Consider the following 21834-nt stretch of genomic DNA (forward strand, 5'->3'; position numbering starts at 1 on the left):
TATTTCTGAATTAATTGTTAAAAAATACATATCATAAAATTTGGAGGTGGTATATTGAAAAATTCAAAATTATTTTATATAGCTTTGCTTATTGTACCTTGGCTAACAGTACCATTCTTAGGGAGAAATGCATTTAAAAAATACCTACCAGCAGCAATATTTATTTGTACATTTACAAAAGCTTTAGACTTATTTGGTGAAAAGAAAAAATGGTGGCGAATTTATAAAGGTATACCACCTTTGGATAGTGCGAACTTTTTTAATTTTGGTCCATATCTTGTTTCTGGTCTTTGGATGTTAAAATTTACTTTTGGTAAATTCCCATTGTATTTAATTTCAAATCTAATTCTTCACATTTGTTTTATTTATTTGGGAGGATTAAAATTTTTAAAACATTATAAAATTGCTTCCTTAGAAAAATTAACAAAACTTCAATACTTAGCAATCCATTTTTTAAGGGGATTAATTCTTTATGGTTTTCAATATATAAATAATTTTAGTATTAATACGAAAAAGCATTCTAACAAGTAATCAAATTAAATTTACTGCAAAGGATGGGGATTTCTAAAAATTAAAACACTGTTCCTAGTGCTTATATAGCATATTGTGAAGAAATTCACTTAAGCTAATGGGTGTTTTAACACAATAAAGATAAAAATTAAAGAGCCAAAAATATGCAAGTTTTTATGCACTACTTGCGCATTTTGGCTCTTTTTGCGTTTATAAGAGATATTACGGTATTTAGCATTTTTTAATTGCAAATACAGCGATTGATGCGGCAAAATATACCCATAAGATAATAATTTGTACATTTTATAGGAAAAACTTTTTCGTTGGATGCTGTCACGCCCCGAATTGCCAGGTTTCATTAGGCCAGCCCCTCCATTTCTTTAGATAAGATAACCACGATTTTAGGTGACTTCATCAGGGGGATAAGCATATAAAAGTTTACAATAGATTGAATTTTTAGTAGGCTTTTAAAGTAGATAGGAAAGTCAAATGGGAGGATTAGCTCATGAATGATAAGTCAAGCAAAAGCGGCAGCGTAGAGAAAGCTCTTGAAATATTAGAGTGCTTTGACCGAAAGAATCCATTTTTAACTCTTGACGCCATTTCGGAACGTACGGGATTTTCTCGCTCTACGGCATTTCGAATGATCTGTTCGCTTGAGAAATTTGGCTATATCAAAAGAAAACAAACAAGTGGTGAAGTACAATTTTCCCTTGGTTGGAGCTTTATTGAAAAAAGCCATCTTGTCGTAGAACAAATGGATCTTCGTGAGGCAGCGCGCGATATCATGAAGGACCTTCGTGACGAGACGGGGCTTTCCGTTCAGCTTGCAATTAGAGATGGTCTGGATGCAGTCTATATAGATAAAATAGAGTCATTGAAACCGATTCGGGTTTATCCAGAGATCGGAAGAAGGGCTCCCTTGTATGCGGCAGCTTGTCCTAGAGTGCTATTGGCCTTCCTCCCTGAAAATGAACAAACTAAACTGCTAAGCAAATTTGCCTATCGGCCGATTACCGAAAAAACCATGAATAGTATAGATCAGATCCAGCAACAACTTCAAACGATTAAAGAAAAGGGATATGAGATTAGCAAGGGCGAGTTGCATGAAGGCACTATAGCCATCGCAGTGCCAATCTTCGACCATTATTATTCTGCTGTAGCATCTCTTAGTGTAATTGGTTTGGAAAATGACTTTAGCGAGGGAAGTATACAGCAGATTATTGAAGCATTAAATAGGTGCTCGGCTAATATCTCGATTAAATTAAAGGGAATGTAGACCCATTGGATATCTGTTTTCCATCTTTAAGAATTGGAAAATAGATATCCTTTTTATTTTGAATTTTAATTTACATAATATTTCTAATGTTCTATAATGTTAATATTCGGAATCGTCATTTCAATTAATGAAATGGATGTTTTTTAACTCATTTTTATAAAGGGGGATTTTGCTTGGAGAAACAGAAGCTAAACAGAACGCTATCTTTTTGGGATCTCTATTCTTTAGGTGTTGCCGCTCTGATAGGAACGGGGATTTTCGTTTTGACCGGAGTCGCAGCAGAGCCAGCGGGTCCGGGTTTATTTCTGAGTTTTATCATTGCGGGTGCCATTGCTACATTTACGGCGTTATCGTACGCTGAGCTGTCCTCGATGTTTCCGAGTGCGGGAGCTAGCTACGAGTATTGCCGACAGGCCTTCTCCACATTAGGTAAGGGAGTAGGCGATCTTGTAAGTTCGGTAATTGGTTGGACTCTTTTGACTCAATATGTTGCAGTAGGGGCTGCCGTTTGGCTTGGTTTCGGGTTGTATGCTCGTTTCTTTGTCCCCAATCTTTCTGTAACCGTATGGGCATGTATTCTCGGGGTTCTTACGATTGCGCTTTTATATCGAGGAATTGCCATTTCCAAAGGGGTGATCAATCTCCTTGTTGTTTTTAAGGTGTTTGCTCTGATTTTGTTCATTGTTCTTGGGTTTATGCATCCTCAGCTGCCTGCGCCGATTCATCAACAGCCATTTTTGCCGCATGGAATCGCTGGATTAATAGCAGCTGCTGCGATCATTGCCTTTGGACAAATTCATATTGATGCCATCACAACCGTTGCAGAAGAAGCAAAAAGTCCATATCGCGACGTACCGCGTGCTACAGTTTGGGCCATTTTTACTGTGGTAATCCTCTATGCTTTAGTCGGTTGGGTATCCGTTACACTTGTCCCAACGGATGTTCTTCCAACATTAAAGGCACCATTGGCTTCTGCTTTAGAGGTAGTGACCTCTGGCTGGGCTTCAAGTTTTGTTGCAGCAGCTGGGGTGGCGGCTACGATCACATCTGGACTAGGCTGTATGATCGGTGGACCAAGGGTTGGATTGGCCATGGCAAGACAGGGACAAATTTGGTCGTTTTTTGGAAAAATACATCCAAAGTTTAAAGCGCCAAGTACAGCTACACTCGTAACTGGTATCTTCGCTCTATTGCTAACGCTTACCGGAAATTTAGGACTGGTTGCTTCAGCAGGTGTCTTTACGGCATTGGTTGTATTTATAGGAGTCAACGTATCCGTCATTATCCTTCGATTCAAAAGAAGAGATGTGAAACGGCCTTTCCAGGTCCCTTTTGGTATCCTTCTCCCTGTACTAGGGATTGTGGGAACCTTGATTGAGATGTACTATCTCAAACCAGAGGCGATTCTCTGGGGGAGTATTTGGCTGTTAACCGGGGTTGGAGTTTACTTTATTTTCCGTGGCAAGAAAGAGGAAATGACTGAAGATGAGGCAAAGGCCCAAGAAGCTTAAATTAATAGAATAACTACGGAAAGAAGAGGATGATAAATGAAAAGTGTATGGTTGCAGGAAAATAAATGGGAAGATGTTGAACGTTATTTAGAAAGTAAAAAGACAATTCTTGTTCCTTTCGGTAGTGTAGAACAGCATGCTAAACATTTGCCTATGGGGACCGATTCCTTAGTGGCGATTAAGGTAGCAGAGGATGCAGCTACTCAAACAGGAACATTAGTGGCTCCACCTACTTGGGTAGGATGGGCACCGCACCACATGGCTTTTCCGGGAACGATTACCCTTCGTCCAGAAACACTTACGAATGTAGCAATGGATATTATCCAAAGCTTGGTTTATCACGGATTTGAAAAAATTATCTTGATCAATGGCCACAGAGAAGCGAACCTTCCGCCGCTCAAAATCGCCGCTACGAAACTAAGAAATCGAACTGGTGCTTTTATTGCCATTGCCGACCCTTTTTATATTGCTGAGCAGGTGGGAAGAAGGATTCGCCAGTCCGAGGCGGGTGGAATCGGTCATGCTGCCGAAATGGAAACTTCGCATATGTACTATATACACCCAGAACTATGTGAAGAGGAAAATGCAGTAAAGAATGTGCATCAGAAACATCCGTTCCTTCAGCATGACCCTTATTCAGGAGGAGATCGTGTCTTTGTTCCTAGTGATGTTGCAGCATACCGTGAAGGCGCCCTGAATATAGGTGTAGTTGGGGATCCTACTGTTTCTACTAAAGAAAACGGAGAAATCTACCACCATGAGCTTGTTGGAAATATCGTAAACTTTATTCAATATTGTGAGGAAGAGGTCCAAGTTACACTTCGTAACCAAGAGATTCCTTTATGATGTCTGTCACGACCCGACTAGGTAAGAATTATCTTTATTAAGCAGCGGGGATTATATCTCCAAAAAAGTATAGTCTTCTCATTTCGAGAAGACTATTTTTCTTGGATTAATTGCTCAACTGCTGGAACATCCGCCGGAGCCCACTTGAGCGAATCTAAGTTTTCTCTTTTTAACCAGATTAACTTTGAATGCTCACTTGGCGTAGGTGTTCCCTCAACGACTCTACATTTAATGGAGACCAAATTAATGGTAAATGTGTCGTATTCATGGGTGTTGTCATTAAAAACTTCATTAAATATCTCAATTTTACAGCCTAACTCTTGATTTACACTTATTACAATTTGAATATTGCTTAAAAAATAGATAAACATAACATCAATGGAGGTGTTGGTATGAAGAAAAAACTAATGATTTTATTTAATGGGTTAAGGAGGTCGCCTTTTTTCTTTTTGCACTAGAAAAATTTTGAAATGTTGTAATTAAACTATCCGTTTGTTAGTGTAAGAATATTACCTTAAATGGCAGTATAACTGAAAAGAAGAAGTGCATTATAGTAATGATATTATCATTACTAATGAGGGATAAATTTATGTACAGCCAAACAAACAAAATGGGTAGCAAATATCATTCACTTCAAACAGATATATGGCTTCATCACGATTTGTTTAGTCTTGGGTGGTGGAGTATCGTCATTATAAATGTATTATTTTTTATTCTGTTCATTCTTTTAATTGACCGTTATAGGACGTTGTTAATATCTTTTGCTTTTGTGGTTAGTTTTGTAGTTGTTGGTTTAGGAAATGAAGTAGGCTCTTATTTTGATTTTTGGAGTTATCCACATCAGTTCCTTATTTTTACACATCGTTTTAATGCAGTAGATTTTGCTGTGGTTCCAGTCATTATGGCTATGACGTATCAATACTTTTCAAAGTGGAAGCCATATTTAGTTGCTATTGTTATTATGTCAGCAATAATGTGTTTCATTGGTATACCGATTTTTGTTTTCTTAGGATTATATAAATTAGAGAATTGGAACTACTTCTATTCTTTTTTAGTTACGGTTTTAATGTTTTTGATATTGAAAATTATTGCTGATTTCGTAAGAGATAAATCGAAAAAACATTCGTAGTTAAAAAAGGGAGTATGTGAAGAAATGTACTTAAACTAATGGGTGCATTAATTAAAGAAGAAATCTAAAGACCGCTGTTTAGTAGGTCTTTAAATTTCTTCACATATAGAACGTTAGTTCGTATATAATGGTATAAAAGGAGATGATTCACTATGACAATACGTGACCGTGGTAAAATGAAATGGCAGTCTGCTTCTTTTATACCGCTAGCATTCGAAATGACCAGTGAAATGTTCAAAGATCAGGCTCGGACTCCTAAGCCGTTATTAGACGAAAATCAGATTGAAGAGTTAGATCTGCGGATAGCTTACGCCACAGAATATAATCATGCAGTTAAGCTAACCGTATGGGGCGACGGATTTAATCACGACATTACTGGTCGTGTTCATTACGTTGATCCGATAACTCATGAACTTCGGATTGAGGTGAAGCCTAGAGAATTCGAGCGGGTGGCATTCGATAGTGTAGTCGGAGTGAAGGTTTTGAATTGATTATTCTTGAGTCAACCTGATCTATAGGTTGGCATTTTTTATTAAACTAAAGGGGCAGTTGAAGAAGCAATTAATGATTAACGTGGCATTTGACACAAAATCCGAAGTAAAAAAGAAGCGTCCTAAGACGCTTCAAAAGAGTATAGGATAGTGCTGCACATTATTAGTTAATGCGTTATTAGTTTATAAAAGATTGTGTTTGGGCAATTTAAGGATTATCTTGAGCATGTATTAATAACATTAGCATTACGTTTTTGACACCTATTGTGGTGTTTACTTCTGGAAAAAGGGCTGCCCTAAATAGGGCAGCAAACGGGAAAATATTACTAGTTCTTGCTATGGAGAGTAGCAAGTTACATGATGTATTAACGACAAACTATCAATAATCGTTTAGCCCAATTGAAAAAAAATTTTTCTAAACAAAGAATTAATTAAAGAGAAAAAACTATTATTTACGTCGGAATTCGGTCAAAATATGCAGCAAATGAGAAGGTGCTTCTTCAACTAATGGGTGCATTTGTACAACAGAAAGGGTTGTTTCGGCAGCCCTTTTTATTTTATTTGACTAACGTTGCATGTTATTTCAAATAATCAATTTATATTTTAAGTGTATGAAAAATTGCTGCTTTCATCCAAAAAATTTTTGATACATGAAAAAAACAGCATTAGCTGTTTTTTTATAATTATTGACCTGTTGTTGGGAATAATTCATTAAATTATGCGAAGGACTTACAAGTTGAAAATAGTTTAAACGAACCAGTTGAATTAAATTAATATAAGCAATAGAAAATTACTGAATAAGTTGTGAAAAAAACTAATTGAAGCGTGGAAATGGTATTAATAAAATCACGAAAAGGGACTGTGCCTGTCATCAGTCTCTTTTATTTTGGAATAAATTTTATATGCAAGAGTTAAAGAACGAATCACTACGCCGTTCTTTGTGCTTTGAAAATATAGTTTATGAATTAGGTTTAACTAAAAGTTACACGGTAATGATAATAGTGTTGACGATCAAAAAAGATTATTTAACATAAATAATTCTCTTTCTGAAAAAAAATACTAGAAACGAAATTACCAAAAGTTCGTGTTAATAATGACTCTTTAATAAAATAAGGTTCATTTGGCAATTCGCAATTTGAAAACAATCTCAAATTTACAAAAGGATTGAACTGAAATATGTATTCGTCGCTAATTATTTCGTTTGGGATTGTTATAACCCTAGCTTTTATTTTTAAAAAGAAAAAAATGCACACGTTAGAAATCTTACTCGTATTGATGTCTTCAATATTTATTTATAACAATATGGCATTCTTACTAGCTTTAAATTATTCTCTAATAATTATCCCAGATCATAATAAAAATGGTTTTCTTGCTTACGAAAGTTTCAGATTGTTAATAGTCCCACTTTCAATAATTTGGTTATTAGACATAAATTACTCTCCTTGTTCACTAAGGAGAAGGGTTTTTAATACTCTGGTTTTTTTACTTTATATGTGCAGCTTTGATTACATTCTTGAATATTTCAAATTAGTTACCCATAATAAGTACTGGAATATGGGATATTCAATTGGTATGTATTCGTTCTTGATTTTTTGCGTATTTGTTATCAAATTCTTTTTTCACAAATTATTTAAAAAAGAGGTGCTCCAACAATGAGCTTACCTCTAAAATTTGACGGAAACGAATGGTTTATAATCACAGGATTACTTGTGTCACTTACAATTATTTTTTTACTTCCTAAAAAATTTCCATATACCATAACCATACTCTTTATGGCATTTTCTATGGTTATTCCAATTATCTTGGATACAATGATATCGACTAAACCATTTGACTTTTACAAAATTAATGACAGCCCGAAATTTGAAATTTTTGATTTATTACTATGGTTTTTCTATGCACCTTTTGGCTATTTTTTTATTTATATTTTTGAGAGATGGAATTTGCACGGTTTTAGCTTATTTATTTATATTATTGTTTCTTCGATGATTTCCATCGGTTTTGAATATTTAACAATAAAAGCACATTTATTTACCTATAATGGATGGCTTTTATCATACAGTTTTCCTGTATACCTTATTGTTCAAAGTACGTATATTGCATTTTTTTTATGGATAAGGAATCTATTTCTTCTCACAAAACCATCAGATTTAAATTAAAATCTGATTAATGACTTGCTTCTTATTGATAACTAATGGTTGCTTTAGAAAGATATCGAAGCCGCCACTTAAGATGGCTTTTCTAGTTGAACAAACGGTCAGATTTGTAGAACAATAACCTACATATAAATTTCATTTTTTGGAAACCTTATCTAGGATGAATATGGTTTCGAAAAGGGAGATGAATAAATGTGTCAATAAAGATTCAAAGGTTGGTAAACCTGGCTATGGTCCTACTGGCGTGGCTTACGTTGCCTTTTATGGGGATACATAATATAAAAAGATTTTTTCCAGCTTCACTCCTTTGTATTTTTTGGTTTTATTAATGTACTAATTGGGAAAAGACGTAAATGGTGGGTCTTTTATAATAAACCGAAATCTTATTTATTAAACGAATTTCCTTTTAATATTGGTCCGTTTTTGGTAGGGTCTATGTGGATATTAAAATGGACATATGGAAATTTTAAACAGTTTATTTCGCTTAATGCCACTGTTAATGCTTTCTTTGCTTTTATTTTAATAAATTTACTCGAAAAGTTAAAAGTAGCCAAATTAGTTCGATTAAATAATTTTCAATTTTTCCTGTTTTTCTTTTACAAAGCACCCTTGTTATATGGGATTCAATACATTATTGAAAGTAAAAAGAAATTTTCATCAACTTAAACATATTCCGTCAAATGAGAGTGAAAATATTGTGAACTAATCACTTAAAGTAACGGGTGCAAGATTATATCTGTAATAATGTGTTTCATTGGGATACCCATTTTTGTTTATTGTGGATTATATAAGTTGGACAATTGGAGCTATTTTTACTCATTTTCAGTTATTGTTGCAATGTTTTTTATATTGAAAATTATCGTTGATTTTATAAGGGTTAAATCCCAAAAATTTTCTAAGTGAAATTTTTATATCAATTTTCAGGGTAGCGATGCTTTATGAAGCGTCGTCTTTTCTTTATTTACCAAACTTAGGTGGTCAAACGTTATATGAAAAGCGGTGTTATAATTGCGTTTATTATTATCAGCAATCTTTATTCTCGCATGTTGGCGTTGGGGAAATATAAAAAACTGGAAACAATACTACCCGACAATTTTATATTCTGTTGTTTTGCAATTGTTATATAGATTTTTTGTTGACGGAGATTATTTTCTTTGGAAAGTAGAGGAGGATTATTTTTTATTAAACGAAACCTTTTCTTTTTTAATTATTACATTTGTGATTTTTCCATGCTCTGTCTTTCTGTTTTTGTCCCGCTACCCCGAACCGTGGATGAAACAAATTTTATATTTGGCTGGATGGGGGGCATTATCAGTCATTATTGAAACTGTAATGTTTTTAATGGAGAGAGTTACCTATCATAATGGGTGGAATTACTGGTGGTCAATGGCATTTGATCTTACTATGTATCCCATGATTCGCTTTCATGACGTGAAGCCAATTTCCGCTTGGATTGTTACCTTTTTATTGACGGCATTTTATGTAATTTTCTTTCATGTTCCCTTGCCAGGCAATTAAAAATGCTGTATTCCCTAATTACAATGGGGTGCGAATCTTCGAGAAGAACCCAATTAACACCCCAAAAATTCTTAGCGGAACCCCAATTGTAAATTAAGATTGAACAATAATGACATTAATAAAAAAAGAACACCGATAACAATGAAACTAACAATTAATGTTTTGTTTTTTGATGGTTCTATATGGTTTGTTTTCATTTCTTCATCCATTATACGAAGCAGTAGTACACTTATAAAAAAATTTATCACGTCTATAAAGTAAACTATTATTTCGGCGGATTGTGGTGAAAGCATAACGCCTAACATGGCCCCCATCATACCACCCATTATCCCCGCTGAAAATCCTTCTAATGATGCCATTAACGAGATTGGTCTTCCGGTACCATATCCCACAACCATGCCTATTGATACAGCAATAATGGTGGGTATGGCTAAATCCTTATCCTGAATGGAAATTCCTAAAAAAGTGCCGATTGCAACACTCGTCATCATGGAGTTCGTCATAGCTACAACCATGCCTGTCATGGATGATAGAAATTTACTATTTATGAAAGTGTAGTATATTACGAGACATGACAAAAGAAAGACTAAAATAAAACTAGCCAAAATCAATATTTACTACCTCCATTCCGCTCAAGTTGAGTTGTATCAATTCAAAAACGAAATGCTGATAAAATGGCCACTTTAATTATTAATTCAAACTCTAATGTATTTTTTACTATATATGACATGAGGGCTTGAACTAATGATAAGTGCTGTTATTTTTTGAGAAAAAATGTTATTTTATTGTTATTTTTCACATAATATTCACATTTCTATCTTATATATGGTGAGATGATGTTTTAAACTATTGGTGAAGGAATTTTTAATTCAGCTTTAGGAGGTGCAAAATGTTACCTATTGAAAGGCAAAGAGAAATATTGAATTGGTTAAAAGAAGAAGGGACACTCTCAATAACAGAAATAAGCAAGCGTTTTAATGTATCCGAAATGACTATTTATCGGGATATTAAGCCACTAATCGAAGAAAATAAGATTAATAAAACTTCCCGTGGCATTTCTCTTGCGTCTATTGGAAACGTTTCTTCGAATACCTGTGCGTATTGCTTAAAGGAATTAAATAATAGACATCCTGTCCAAATCATTACCCATGATCAAAAAGTGGAACAATTATGCTGTCCACATTGTGGTTTATTAAGGTATCGGGATATTGAAACTAATGTTTCTCAAATCATATGCCGTGATTTTCTTCAGAATACAACGATTAGTGCTAAGTTGGCCTATTTTTTAATGGACACTGATTTTAATTTGAATTGCTGCCAACCCCAGGTACTAACGTTTGATTCTTTAAAATATGCCGAACAATTTCAAAAAGGTTTTGGTGGTGTGATTTTCCATTTTAGCCAGGCAATTGATGAAATTGTGAAGAGAATGAATGGAGAAAGAGGTTGTGGGTGCCATCAATAGGAAGGGGGTGACGATTTGAATAGTAGAAAGAGCGTAAGCATAGCGATTTTATCCATCTGTTTTATTCTATTTTCATTTCCTTCCTTTATTTCGGCGCATGCTTACATAGTAAAATCCAACCCTTCTGAAAACGAGGTGCTTAAACAATCTCCTCAAATCGTTTCCATTCAATTTGATGAGACCATTCAACCTATAAATAACTCGATTCAAGTTTTTGACAAAGAAGGCAAAAGGGTCGATCAGAAGGATGGACGTATTAACGCTAAAAATTCAACCATTTTGGAATGTGGATTAAAGCAAAACCTTCCAAACGGTACCTATAGTATCCAATGGAAGATTGTATCGAGTGATGGTCATCCAATTCAAGGTACTATTTCCTTTCAAATAGGTTCAGACAGTCAAGCCCAAGATGGCTTCACAGTGGGTCAGGAGTCAAAAGGATACACACCGAAATTGGATCTTATTCTTATTCGCTGGGTGCAATATTTTAGCAACGCTTGTTATGTTGGTATTCTATTCTTTTTCCTATTGGTGATGCCAGGAGAACTTAAACAAAATGATTTTGTTAAAAATGTATTTAAAAGGATAGTAAAATTTTCTTTTTTCTTTTTATGTTTGAGTATTTTTTTAAGTTTACCATTAATGGCATCTATTCAATTGACCACATCTTGGAGTAACGTGTTAAACATTCAATCACTAAGGGATATGATAACGAATACAACGTTTGGAAAAACGTGGATGATTCAAGTGGATACTTTGTTTTTCCTGGCGATTTGTACTTATCTTATTAGTGTCAAAAATAAACCAATTGTTATTTGGGTTTCTTTTTTTCTTGGAATAGGTTTGTTATTCACAAAGGCTCAAACAAGTCATGCAGGTTCTTCAACAAATCCAATATTATCGGTTGGAATCGACTTTTTTCATTTATTAACTGCATCGATATGGGTTGGAAGTATATTGGTTTTGGCTGTTTTAATCCCATTAAGCAGGAAAATGGATACAAAGAATCATTATATGGAAATGATCAGACGTTTTTCCAAATGGGGAATTATGTTGATCGTGGTTTTAACCGTTACAGGTGTTTTCGGAAGTTTTTCCTATATTCCTAACCTTTGCTCTCTCGTTTATACCGATTATGGAAGGGTATTATCAGGAAAGGTTATTCTCCTTATTATCATGATTATTTTTGCAGCAATGAACTTTTATAAAGGAAGGCTAAAATCTGCAAAAGGAATATCGGCCTCTTTATGGGGGGAATTAGTTACGGGTTTGATTGTGTTAATCCTTTCTGTTAAGTTAACCAATTTACCAACAGCAATGGCTTCACCTGGACCAATAAACGAAACAAAAACAGTGGATAATGGAAATAAAATTACATTTGAAGCGTCCCCTAATGTTATTGGAGAAAATACCTTTGAATTATTTTTGAAAGATCGTAATGGTCAACCAATTAAAGATGTTGAACAGGTAACCCTTACATTTATCTCACTTGAGATGGAAATGGGTGAAGATACTAAAACGTTAATGAAAGTCAAGGAAGGCGAATATATAGCCAAGGGAATGAATTTCAATATGGCAGGGCGTTGGAAAGTTCATGTTCACGTACTGACCAAAGAACTGGAATCTATTAATACAGACTTCAACGTTATGGTAGGGAGTCAATAGAATATATTTGAGGAGAAATGATCATGAAAAAAATAATGAAAAAGATAACAACAGTGTTTTTGCCAACCATTTTAGGATTATTTTTATTTTCAAGCGTTGCCAGTGCCCATGTGACAGTGGTTCCGAAAACATCAACAACGGGTGCATGGGAAACTTATACGGTTAAGGTTCCAGTTGAAAAAGATGTCCCAACTACGAAAGTTACTTTAAAGGCACCTGCTGGGGTTGAAATCATGTCATACCAACCTGTACCAGGATGGGCATATTCCGCTGATAAAGATGCATCCGGGAAGGTAAAGTCTATTACATTCGAGGCAACAGGAGAAGGTATACAATCTGGTCAATTCCAACAGTTCTCCTTTGTTGCGAAAAATCCAGATAAAGCGGCAGAAATAGCATGGGATGCTTACCAATACTATAAAGATGGCAGTATCGTGGAATGGACAGGGAATGAAGGTTCAGATTCGCCACATTCTATTACGAATATAGTAACTGGAACTGCAACAGATGATCATCATGATAAGGCTGCGACTGAAGAGACTAAAAAGAATGAAACAACAACGGACGTTGCCGATACAAAAGACTCTGAAAAAACTAGTTCTCTTCCTTTGATTTTATCCATTGTTGCTGTCGTCCTATCATTAATTGCTGTTTTACTTGGATTCCGTAAAAGATAATCTATTATCAAAGTGACTTATTCATCTGCTGAATAAGTCACTTTCTTTTTTTAAGTTAAAATCGATATGAACAAGAAAGCATTCTGCAACTAACTGAATAGGAATACGAGACTCTTATCGAAGCCATTAAGGAACAAACGGAAAAGCCCGTTGTTGTAAAAACAAAGCCAGTGGTCTATGCATCTGCGAAGAAGGCCAGCAAAGTGAAAAGCACCCTAAAATGCCAGCACTGCCAAGAAGAAAAGCCTCGTGATCAATTCACAATTGTAAATGTTAGACCTTCAGCTTACTGCAACAGTTGTAATGAAGAATTTGCTCGACAGCGCGAAGAGCGTTTGTTGAAAAATGGTGAAACTGCACTCTGGAGGTACAAGTAGGAACGGAATGGTTAGAGTCACTGCTAAAACACGTGAGGATGCCGCAGATAAACTGATGGAGGCGATTTATAGTGGAGCATTGAGTAGAACTACAGCAAAGCCAAAACCATTAAAAAACACACATGCTTCTCGCAAACCTAAGAAGTCCGGGTTCTGGGCTGTTATCAAGTCTGTATTAGGATTAAAAGGAAGTAACTAACAGCCTGCATGGCTGTTTTTTGTTGAAACACAACGTTGAAATGATTATCATAATAAAGTAGTGAGCTCAATTGAATTTTCCGTATCTTGCCATTTCTTGCAAAAAATGTTATGATTAAAAGGAATTATTTTTGTTCGGTGTAAAGGATTTGTAACTTTTCATCTTGATGATCACTGAGAGCAAGGATAGTATTACATTGTGTGTGTTTACACACTAGGAGGCAATACAAATGGAACAAGGTAAAGTAAAATGGTTTAATGGCGAAAAAGGCTTCGGATTCATCGAACGTGAAGGTGGAGAAGATGTATTCGTTCATTTCTCAGCGATTCAAGGCGAAGGTTACAAAACTTTAGAAGAAGGTCAAGCGGTGACTTTTGACGTGGAGAAAGGTCAACGTGGACCTCAAGCTTCAAACGTACGTAAAACTGCTTAATTTTACAAAACAAGGAAGGCAGGCTCTTTTATGGGGGCCTGCTTTTCTTTTTTTCCTGTGAAACAAAGAACCCCCCACTCGTAACGGAGTAGGGGACATGAAAACAGTAAAACAAATGGTGAACCAAGTGTCCTAATTTCTCTTTAACTCGTTTAAAAAATTATTTAACTGCATCTTTTAACGCTTTACCTGGCTTGAAGGCAGGAACTTTTCCTGCAGCTATCTGAATTTCTTCTCCAGTTTGTGGATTTCGCCCTGTACGCGCAGCCCGTTCACGAACCTCAAAGCTACCGAACCCAATCAATTGAACGTTGTCACCATTTTTCAATGCTTCTGAAACGGTATTAAAAATGGCATCTACTGCTTTGGATGCTTCTTTTTGTGTAAGTTCTGCGGATGTAGCTACTTGATTAACTAATTCTGTTTTATTCATTTTTATAAACACTCCTTTATACAATCCGTATGGGACGTACCTTAGTTGTAACATAGCGTACATAAATTCACAACTGTCAGCCTTATTTTCTTTATTTATTGAACTTGGATATTAACGTATGTATATTACCATTGCAACGGCTTTTTTGTATCATTTCATTTGTTGTTATCCTCATGTACCCAAGCATGGAACATAAACCGGCATACGCAAAATGATGCAAGAGAACCGTCCCCATGCATCCCCATGCATCATTAATTAGATCATCGATATCATTTTTCAATATTAAAATTGGAATTATAGTTGGGATATAAATAAGCAAAACTCGCCATAGTTCATATTAAAAGAGTGCCAGTCACGACCGTAATTTTTCGAATTCTTTTCGATATATTTCGGGTGGTGACTGGTACTTTTTCTGAGTAAAAAAAGCAATGTACCTTTCCTTGAAGGGGTGGAAAGGTTTGTAGCGATTTGGAAAACTGCACCCCAATTGTTAGACACGAACTAACAATTGGAGCTGCAGTAGTAGATTGTTCTGCAATTAATTTAAGTTGTGGTAGCACAGAAATGCCCTTTTTTACTGTTTTGTTATAATTTAAAGTCTAGAATCATCTTACTTTTTTCACTTGTAAACCTATAGTTATAAGACCCTTTCAATTTCGTTAATAAAGCAGTCATTTTGACGGCAATGACAAAAAACATAAAATAATACAAGTAAGAAATTGATAATTCTAAATATTTGGGCTATATTTGCACTGTACATATTTTTAAGGGAGGAATTAAAAATGGTTAATTTTACATGGAAAGGAAATCCAGTAACACAATTAGGAAAAGACGTAAAGGTTGGGGATAAAGCTCCTGAGTTTACAGTACTAGCGAATGACTTATCACCTGTTTCACTCGCTGACTCAAAAGGGAAAGTTCGTTTAATTTCTGTTATACCATCTATTGATACTCCTGTTTGTGATGCACAAACACGTCGTTTTAACGAAGAAGCTTCTAAATTAGGTAATGTACAGGTTCTTACTGTTAGCGCTGATTTGCCGTTTGCACAGAAAAGTTGGTGTGCAGCAAATGGTATTGAGAATGTACAAACATTATCAGATCATCGTGATCTTTCATTCGGTGAAGCATATGGTGTTGCTATTCAAGAACTTCGCTTATTAGCACGTGCTATTTTTATTGTTGATACAAACGACAAAGTAACATATGTCGAGTATGTTAATGAATCAACAGACCACCCAAATTATGAAGCAGCATTAGTAAACAAGTAGACTTATTGTTGCAGCTCAAAAGCATTTTGCAATATATTGCAAAATGCTGCAATTGTGCAGTAAGAATTTGTAACAATCTGGCCCCCCTTAACATAAAAAAAGAGGAACCTATTCAATAAAGAAATTGGATGTGCGATTAATGGAAAGAACTCCAGTTTTATACCAAGGAAAAGATTATATATTACTTATAAAATACGCATCTGGTTATTGTGAAATTGTCGAAGATGGTGAACCTAACCATAATGTTAAGCTGGTACATTTTTCTGATTTAAAGTTAAAAGAAGTATGACCGTCTAATTGGCGGTCATTTTTTATTGCACTAAAGGGTCAGGTTTGTTAAAGAAGGATATTTTCTGTTTTAAGCGAATTATAATTTCAAACAAACCTTACATCAATACAGGTATTGAAAATAACAGGACTTAGGAGGTATGAGATATGAGGATTAATAGAATAGATCATGTGAGTATTAACGTAAATGATCTTTCAGAGGCTAAAGCGTTTTTTCTTGATTTAGGACTTGAAGTGAAAGCGGAATGGGAATTGGATGGAGAACTGTTGGACAGAATAGTTGGGCTTAATGATGTTAAAACGGCATGTGTAGGATTGGGAATGCCGGATGGTCAGGCATGGATAGAGCTAGTCAAATTTTATAGGCCGTCAGATGAAAAAGATATTCAGCAACCTTTTGCAAATACGCTGGGTATCCGACATATTTGCTTTGCTGTTGAAGATATTGAAGCTATTGTTGCAAAATTGAAAAAGAAGGGCACGGAAATCTTTAGTGAGATACAGCAATATGAAGAAAGTTATAAGTTATGCTACGTTCGTGGTCCAGAGGGAATTATTTTAGAGTTGGCGGAGAAAATCAGATAAATATTAATGGGACTTTAAATGATTTAGATCTCCAACTTTAAAGATTTCTTCTTAACTATCGGGTGCTTTACCACAGTAGATTATTACCAATCCATCATTTCTAAATTTCAAGAAAAGATAGGAAGTAAAGAGGAATTACCGAAACTCTTTATTAACAGCATTAATATGTACAAGATGTTTCGTTTGCTTATGAATGGACCGACAGAAGAGGTCATTCATTATTTAACGGATGCTGTTCAGAAATTAGAAAGTGTGGGGGCTGATTTTTTGGTCATGTGTGGAAATACACCACATATTGTTTTTGACCAGATTCAGCAAAATGTCAGGTTCCGATGATCAGCATTGTAGAAGAAACATGTTTAAAAGCGCGGGAATTGAACTTAGAAAAGATTGGTCTTATAGGAACTAAGTTTACGATGGAAAATGATTTTTTCCAAAAACCATTTATTTCTCATAACATAGAGATTATCATGCCGAATCAATCGGAACAGGAATACATACATAGAAAGATTGTAGACGAACTAGAAAATGGCATCTTTAACAAGGAAACAAAAGAAGGCTTTTTAACGAACATCAATCAAATGATAGACAGAGACGGGATACAAGGTATCATATTAGGCTGCAGAGAACTTCCTATGTTAATCAAAAATGAGGATTTGACTATCCATACTTTAAACACATCGGAAATTCATATTAATAGGATTGTTGATACCATTTTGAGGACTAAATGCACTGACCTTTAATAAAAAAGCCAGGTAATTATCACCTGGTTTTAAAAAACCTTTTAGCTATTTTCTTTATGCTTCTTTTGTATGTCAAATCGGAGTGTTTAATTTAATTCCGACGAATTTCCAACGATCCCTTCCGTTTATAATTTGATAGTCAATTTCTATTGGAATAGGATATAGAAAGATAGGTCCATAATATACAAAGGTATGGTACTCGCCGTACTCTCCACATGGGTCTACATCAGGAGGCAATGCTTCTATCCATTCTTTTGTTAAGGTTTTCCCTAAAAAATCGGACGACAATTTCGTTGAATCTATGGATATGCAAGCAGCTTTCCATCCTTCTTCCACCAATTGTCGAGCTAATGTTTTCGTATTCCGTCCCCATAATGGCAGCAGCAATTCAAATCCGTATTTCGCGAGTAATTTTTCTTTATAGGTCTTGACCTCTTCCAAAAATAAGTCACCATACGCGATTTTTGTGACTCCGAAATGTTTCCTGAAATAAACCATGGTACTGATTAAACCATCTTCGAAATTCTCAGTGGTAAATTTGTTCATTTTTATTTTGTATAGAGGCAGTCCGATGGCTTCCGCTTGTTTTTCTACTAGCAGTTCATCAATGTGGTGACTAGTGACGTTTCCATTGTTCGTACAGGTTGTCACTAACGATATGATTTTATACTTTGGATCCTTTAACAATTGGTTGACTAAGAAAACGGAGTCTTTTCCAGATGAAAAAGCAACGACGATATTTTCAAGGATTGTTTCTTCCATGGTCTCATCCTTTCTCAGAGATTATTAAATCATCTTCTCTTACTATATTATATATAGTTATTCTACTGTCCAATATATTGTAGCGTCATCTATTTAAGAGAGAGTGGTTCAAATTTGATTAAAAATATGATAAGTAAAAGAAACTCCTCATTTGGGAATTTGGAATGACACTTTACTTATAGAGAGATTTTCTGAATGCACTTAAGGTGGAGTAAACGTTTACTAGGTTGGGTATATACCCAGCCATTACCTGTAGAAATGCTAAAAGAAGTTCAATATAATAGAAAGAAACTTAATAAAATATTCACCGGGCCTACTAGTAGAAGTGGCTCCTTTTTCTATCTTCATAGTCAAAAATAGTCAAAGGCAAAAGGAGGCTGGAAATATGTTTTGTCAAAACTGTCAAACATCGGTAGCGAGTTATCAGTTAAACTTCTCATTTAATCAGGGTCAAAGCCAAATTAGTTTGTGTGCGGAATGCTATGATATCGCAAAACAAAAATTGGAAAACGGCTCCATCAAACTTGACAACCAAATGTTCAATCTGTTGGACACAGATGGCAGCCAGCCTGAGCAAAACAAAAATGTCCATGTAACCAAGCCAAAGAAACGAAAAAAAATTAGCTTGCTTGATCAACATGGACGGAACTTGACGAATGAAGCAAAAGAAGGGCGAATTGATAATGTGATCGGCAGGGATCAAGAAATTGAACGTATCCTTCAAATATTAAACCGTCGTACAAAAAATAATCCGGTCTTAATTGGTGAGGCTGGTGTCGGGAAAACAGCGATCGTTGAAGGCCTTGCCCTTCAAATCGTCAAAGGCAAAGTACCGCCGAAACTAAAAACGAAAGAAGTATATGTGCTAGACATCAGTTCACTTGTAGCAGGTACAGCCTACAGAGGACAATTTGAAGAAAAAATGAAAAAACTTATTGCTGAATTACAACAACGTGAAAACGTAATTTTGTTCATTGATGAACTGCACATGATGGTCGGTGCTGGAGGTACGTCTGACGGTTCAATGGATGCAGGGAATATATTAAAACCAGCGTTAGCGCGCGGTGATATTCAAATTGTTGGTGCAACAACGATGAAAGAGTATCGCATGATTGAAAAAGATCCTGCACTTGAGCGCCGCTTCCAATCGGTAATCGTGAAAGAACCGTCTGTGAATGAGGCGTTTGAAATTTTAAAAGGAATTCGGCCAGCATATGAAAAGTATCACGATGTAACGTATTCGGATGATGTCCTAAAAGCATGTGTGACACTATCAAAACGCTATATTCAAGATCGCTTCTTACCAGATAAGGCCATCGATTTAATGGATGAGGCCGGTGCAATGCTAAACCTTGCTCACGGAGAGCTAGATATTAACTATTTAAACCAGCGCTTAAAAGAAATTGCTGAAGAAAAACAAGAAGCAACGAAATTAGAGCACTACGAAAAAGCGGCGATTCTTCGTGATGAAGAGAGAGAAATAAAACAAATATTATCTGATTATTCAAACAATATAACAAAAGATATTACCGTAGAAATGGTCCAAGAGATTATTGAAAAAAGTACTGGAATCCCACTACAAAAGCTACAAAAAGCAGAGCAGCAAAAAATGAAAGACTTGAAAGAGAGACTAGCAAGTAAAATTATTGGTCAGGAGAAAGCTATTGAAAAAGTAGCCAATGCAATCTTAAGGGCAAGTGTTGGATTAAAACCGAAAACACGTCCAACCGCTTCATTTTTATTCTTAGGTCCAACAGGTACAGGTAAAACCGAGTTGACGAAAACTCTTGCCGCCGAATTATTCGGCAGTAAAGATGCGATGATTCGCCTAGATATGAGTGAATATATGGAAAAACATTCTGTCTCTAAGCTCATTGGTTCACCTCCAGGCTATGTCGGACATGAAGACGCAGGTCAGTTAACGGAACAAGTTCGCCGAAACCCTTATTCCATCATTCTGCTGGATGAAATCGAAAAAGCACACCCAGATGTGATGAATGTGTTTCTTCAAATCATGGAAGATGGCAGGTTAACAGATAGCCAAGGAAGAGTCGTAAGCTTTACGGAAACGATTATTATCATGACTTCAAACGCAGGTGTTGGAAACAAAACTTTAGGGCCAATTGGTTTTGGTGGCGATGAACAGCAAGGAGCAGAGTCAAATATTGTCGATAAAATTGGAAATCACTTTAAGCTTGAATTCTTAAACCGTATTGATTCGATTATTGAGTTTAACCACCTACAAAAAGAGAACCTTGTGGAAATTATCGAGATTATGATGGCGGAGCTTAAAGAAACATTAGAGGAACAAGGGATTTCCATTGAAATCGATAAGGAAGCAAAAGAAAAGATTGCTGAATTAGGATATAGCAATGTGTTTGGTGCTCGTCCACTTCGACGCGTCATTCAAGAGCAAATTGAAGATAAAATCACTTCTTTAATTATTAATAGCGAAAACGTAACTGCGATCACTGTATCAGTAGAAAATAATAAAATTAACGTAGCATAAGGATAGATGATCTTCATCTATCCTTTCAGCTTGTTGAGAAACCTCACTTTTCAAATCAGCGGGGTTCCTCTTATAAATAGATCATTCAATGTTGGAACAATAAACGATTTCTATAGGCTTCAGTAAGGTAATGTTGATTAAATTAACGAAGTGTTTTGTAAGTTTGTGAAGGATTACACTTAAGTAAACGGGGGCGTTTGTTTAAGAAAGTTTTCAGAATCGTTAATGATCCTTTTCGAATATGTATGTATTAAGTCAAAAAGTAAGCCCTGGGAAGACCCAGAGCCTATCATATTCTTATAGCCAATCTCTTTTATTTATTTGTAATCCCTCGTTACCAAAGAAGTGCTCGATGTATTTCTGTTCCTCTTCAACAGTTCTTACTTTCAATACTGGACTTTCGCTTGGCTGTGAAGGATCGCCTTTTATGTTCCTAATTGTCAGATAGTCATTTTCGAAGTTAGAAAAGTCTCCATTTAGCCATTTATCTAAGATTTTCTGATAAGGTTCGGATGCTTTTAGTTCCACTGCCTTGTTTTTAAAATATTGAAGATTAGCTCGGTCAAACTGAATTCTCTTGATACTATCAGGAGTATTTGGGATACTGAAGTTTTCTTCTCCCTTGAATTCTAACTTCTGAAGAGCCATCGTTATCATTCCGTAGTAGAATAAGTCATCACCCTTTACATCACTCTCAATTTCTTGAAAGTTCTTTGCCGCTTCAACCAATTCGGCTTGGCTAACTTTATGAACTACTACTTTTTCTGTATTATCTGATTCATCCTGACTAACTTTATGACCATCTTGAGTTGAGACTGCTTCTGCTTTATCATTATTAGACGAAAAATATGTATATGAGCCTCCAATTACTATTGCTAATCCAAGACCTGAATAAATAAGAGTTTTATTCATTAGTGTTCCCCCATATATTTTTTTCAACTTTCTCCTGAAAGTTAATTCTTTACTGAGTTTACCATATGTTTCCTC

General features: G+C 35.4%; 22 protein-coding genes and 1 pseudogene. 18 read left to right on the plus strand and 5 right to left on the minus strand.

The features are described 5' to 3' along the window. Positions 1-54 precede the first annotated feature (54 nt). Positions 55-531: a hypothetical protein gene (locus tag ACFPA1_RS22130; protein WP_378585635.1), complete on the plus strand. Its 477-nt coding sequence runs from the start codon at positions 55-57 to the stop codon at positions 529-531. A gap of 89 nt (positions 532-620) precedes the next feature. On the opposite strand, the gene ACFPA1_RS22135 is transcribed toward ACFPA1_RS22130, so the two are convergent. Next, entirely contained in the window at positions 621-869 is a 249-nt protein-coding gene (locus tag ACFPA1_RS22135; RefSeq protein WP_378585637.1) for a hypothetical protein, read from the minus strand. Positions 870-1015: 146 nt separating this feature from the next. Here ACFPA1_RS22135 and ACFPA1_RS22140 point away from each other — a divergent pair, with 146 nt between their 5' ends. From ACFPA1_RS22140 to ACFPA1_RS22170, 7 genes are all read left to right on the plus strand, one after another. Beyond that, the gene (locus tag ACFPA1_RS22140) at positions 1016-1789 is read left to right on the plus strand and encodes an IclR family transcriptional regulator (RefSeq protein ID WP_378585640.1); all 774 of its coding nucleotides are present in this window, start codon (positions 1016-1018) and stop codon (positions 1787-1789) included. Positions 1790-1962: 173 nt separating this feature from the next. Further along, positions 1963-3300 carry an APC family permease gene (locus tag ACFPA1_RS22145; RefSeq protein WP_378585643.1) on the plus strand — a complete coding sequence of 446 codons (1338 nt, stop codon included), beginning with the start codon at positions 1963-1965 and terminating at the stop codon, positions 3298-3300. A gap of 36 nt (positions 3301-3336) precedes the next feature. Then, the gene (locus tag ACFPA1_RS22150) at positions 3337-4146 is read left to right on the plus strand and encodes a creatininase family protein (protein WP_378585645.1); all 810 of its coding nucleotides are present in this window, start codon (positions 3337-3339) and stop codon (positions 4144-4146) included. Positions 4147-4735: 589 nt separating this feature from the next. After that, positions 4736-5275 (plus strand): CBO0543 family protein, encoded by a 540-nt coding sequence (locus ACFPA1_RS22155; protein WP_378585648.1) that lies wholly within the window; start codon positions 4736-4738, stop codon positions 5273-5275. Positions 5276-5427: 152 nt separating this feature from the next. Beyond that, a complete protein-coding gene (locus tag ACFPA1_RS22160; RefSeq protein WP_378585650.1) occupies positions 5428-5766 on the plus strand; it encodes a YolD-like family protein in 339 nt (112 codons plus the stop codon). Between the two features lie 1652 nt (positions 5767-7418). Continuing rightward, positions 7419-7925 carry a hypothetical protein gene (locus ACFPA1_RS22165; protein WP_378585653.1) on the plus strand — a complete coding sequence of 169 codons (507 nt, stop codon included), beginning with the start codon at positions 7419-7421 and terminating at the stop codon, positions 7923-7925. A gap of 1005 nt (positions 7926-8930) precedes the next feature. Continuing rightward, entirely contained in the window at positions 8931-9440 is a 510-nt protein-coding gene (locus ACFPA1_RS22170; RefSeq protein ID WP_378585655.1) for a CBO0543 family protein, read from the plus strand. A 71-nt stretch (positions 9441-9511) separates the two neighbouring features. On the opposite strand, the gene ACFPA1_RS22175 is transcribed toward ACFPA1_RS22170, so the two are convergent. Next, positions 9512-10051 (minus strand): hypothetical protein, encoded by a 540-nt coding sequence (locus ACFPA1_RS22175; RefSeq protein ID WP_378585658.1) that lies wholly within the window; start codon positions 10049-10051, stop codon positions 9512-9514. A gap of 278 nt (positions 10052-10329) precedes the next feature. Here ACFPA1_RS22175 and ACFPA1_RS22180 point away from each other — a divergent pair, with 278 nt between their 5' ends. From ACFPA1_RS22180 to ACFPA1_RS22200, 5 genes are all read left to right on the plus strand, one after another. Next, positions 10330-10905: a DeoR family transcriptional regulator gene (locus ACFPA1_RS22180; RefSeq protein WP_378585660.1), complete on the plus strand. Its 576-nt coding sequence runs from the start codon at positions 10330-10332 to the stop codon at positions 10903-10905. A 15-nt stretch (positions 10906-10920) separates the two neighbouring features. After that, on the plus strand, positions 10921-12570 hold the full coding sequence (locus ACFPA1_RS22185; protein ID WP_378585663.1) for a copper resistance CopC/CopD family protein: 1650 nt from the start codon (positions 10921-10923) through the stop codon (positions 12568-12570). A gap of 23 nt (positions 12571-12593) precedes the next feature. Next, a complete protein-coding gene (locus tag ACFPA1_RS22190; RefSeq protein ID WP_378585665.1) occupies positions 12594-13247 on the plus strand; it encodes a YcnI family protein in 654 nt (217 codons plus the stop codon). 384 nt (positions 13248-13631) lie between these two features. Then, positions 13632-13823, plus strand: a complete 192-nt coding sequence (locus ACFPA1_RS22195) for a hypothetical protein (protein WP_378585668.1) — start codon at positions 13632-13634, stop codon at positions 13821-13823. 229 nt (positions 13824-14052) lie between these two features. Next, on the plus strand, positions 14053-14256 hold the full coding sequence (locus tag ACFPA1_RS22200; protein WP_284037113.1) for a cold-shock protein: 204 nt from the start codon (positions 14053-14055) through the stop codon (positions 14254-14256). A 160-nt stretch (positions 14257-14416) separates the two neighbouring features. Here the strand turns inward: ACFPA1_RS22200 and ACFPA1_RS22205 are convergent, their stop codons facing one another. Further along, a complete protein-coding gene (locus ACFPA1_RS22205; RefSeq protein WP_213118585.1) occupies positions 14417-14689 on the minus strand; it encodes an HU family DNA-binding protein in 273 nt (90 codons plus the stop codon). Between the two features lie 782 nt (positions 14690-15471). Between ACFPA1_RS22205 and tpx the strand changes: the two genes are divergently transcribed. The 4 genes and pseudogenes from tpx (at position 15472) to ACFPA1_RS22225 (ending at position 17576) form a co-directional block, all read left to right on the plus strand. Beyond that, a complete protein-coding gene (gene tpx / locus ACFPA1_RS22210) occupies positions 15472-15960 on the plus strand; it encodes a thiol peroxidase (RefSeq protein ID WP_378585671.1) in 489 nt (162 codons plus the stop codon). Between the two features lie 139 nt (positions 15961-16099). Then, positions 16100-16249, plus strand: coding sequence for a hypothetical protein (locus tag ACFPA1_RS22215; protein WP_378585673.1), 150 nt, complete (start codon positions 16100-16102; stop codon positions 16247-16249). A 146-nt stretch (positions 16250-16395) separates the two neighbouring features. After that, a complete protein-coding gene (locus ACFPA1_RS22220; RefSeq protein ID WP_378585676.1) occupies positions 16396-16833 on the plus strand; it encodes a VOC family protein in 438 nt (145 codons plus the stop codon). Positions 16834-16950: 117 nt separating this feature from the next. Continuing rightward, positions 16951-17576 (plus strand): annotated as a pseudogene (locus tag ACFPA1_RS22225) (aspartate/glutamate racemase family protein). Positions 17577-17648: 72 nt separating this feature from the next. On the opposite strand, the gene ACFPA1_RS22230 reads toward ACFPA1_RS22225, so the two are convergent. After that, the gene (locus ACFPA1_RS22230) at positions 17649-18338 is read right to left on the minus strand and encodes a hypothetical protein (protein WP_378585677.1); all 690 of its coding nucleotides are present in this window, start codon (positions 18336-18338) and stop codon (positions 17649-17651) included. 385 nt (positions 18339-18723) lie between these two features. On the opposite strand from ACFPA1_RS22230, the gene ACFPA1_RS22235 reads away from it, so the two are divergent. After that, a complete protein-coding gene (locus tag ACFPA1_RS22235) occupies positions 18724-20847 on the plus strand; it encodes an ATP-dependent Clp protease ATP-binding subunit (RefSeq protein ID WP_378585680.1) in 2124 nt (707 codons plus the stop codon). 297 nt (positions 20848-21144) lie between these two features. Here ACFPA1_RS22235 and ACFPA1_RS22240 read toward each other — a convergent pair whose 3' ends face one another. Then, positions 21145-21759: a hypothetical protein gene (locus tag ACFPA1_RS22240; RefSeq protein ID WP_378585682.1), complete on the minus strand. Its 615-nt coding sequence runs from the start codon at positions 21757-21759 to the stop codon at positions 21145-21147. Between the last annotated feature and the right edge of the window lie 75 nt (positions 21760-21834).

It is taken from the genome of Neobacillus sp. GCM10023253 (genome assembly GCF_042653105.1).
Classification (GTDB): domain Bacteria; phylum Bacillota; class Bacilli; order Bacillales; family Cytobacillaceae; genus Neobacillus; species Neobacillus citreus.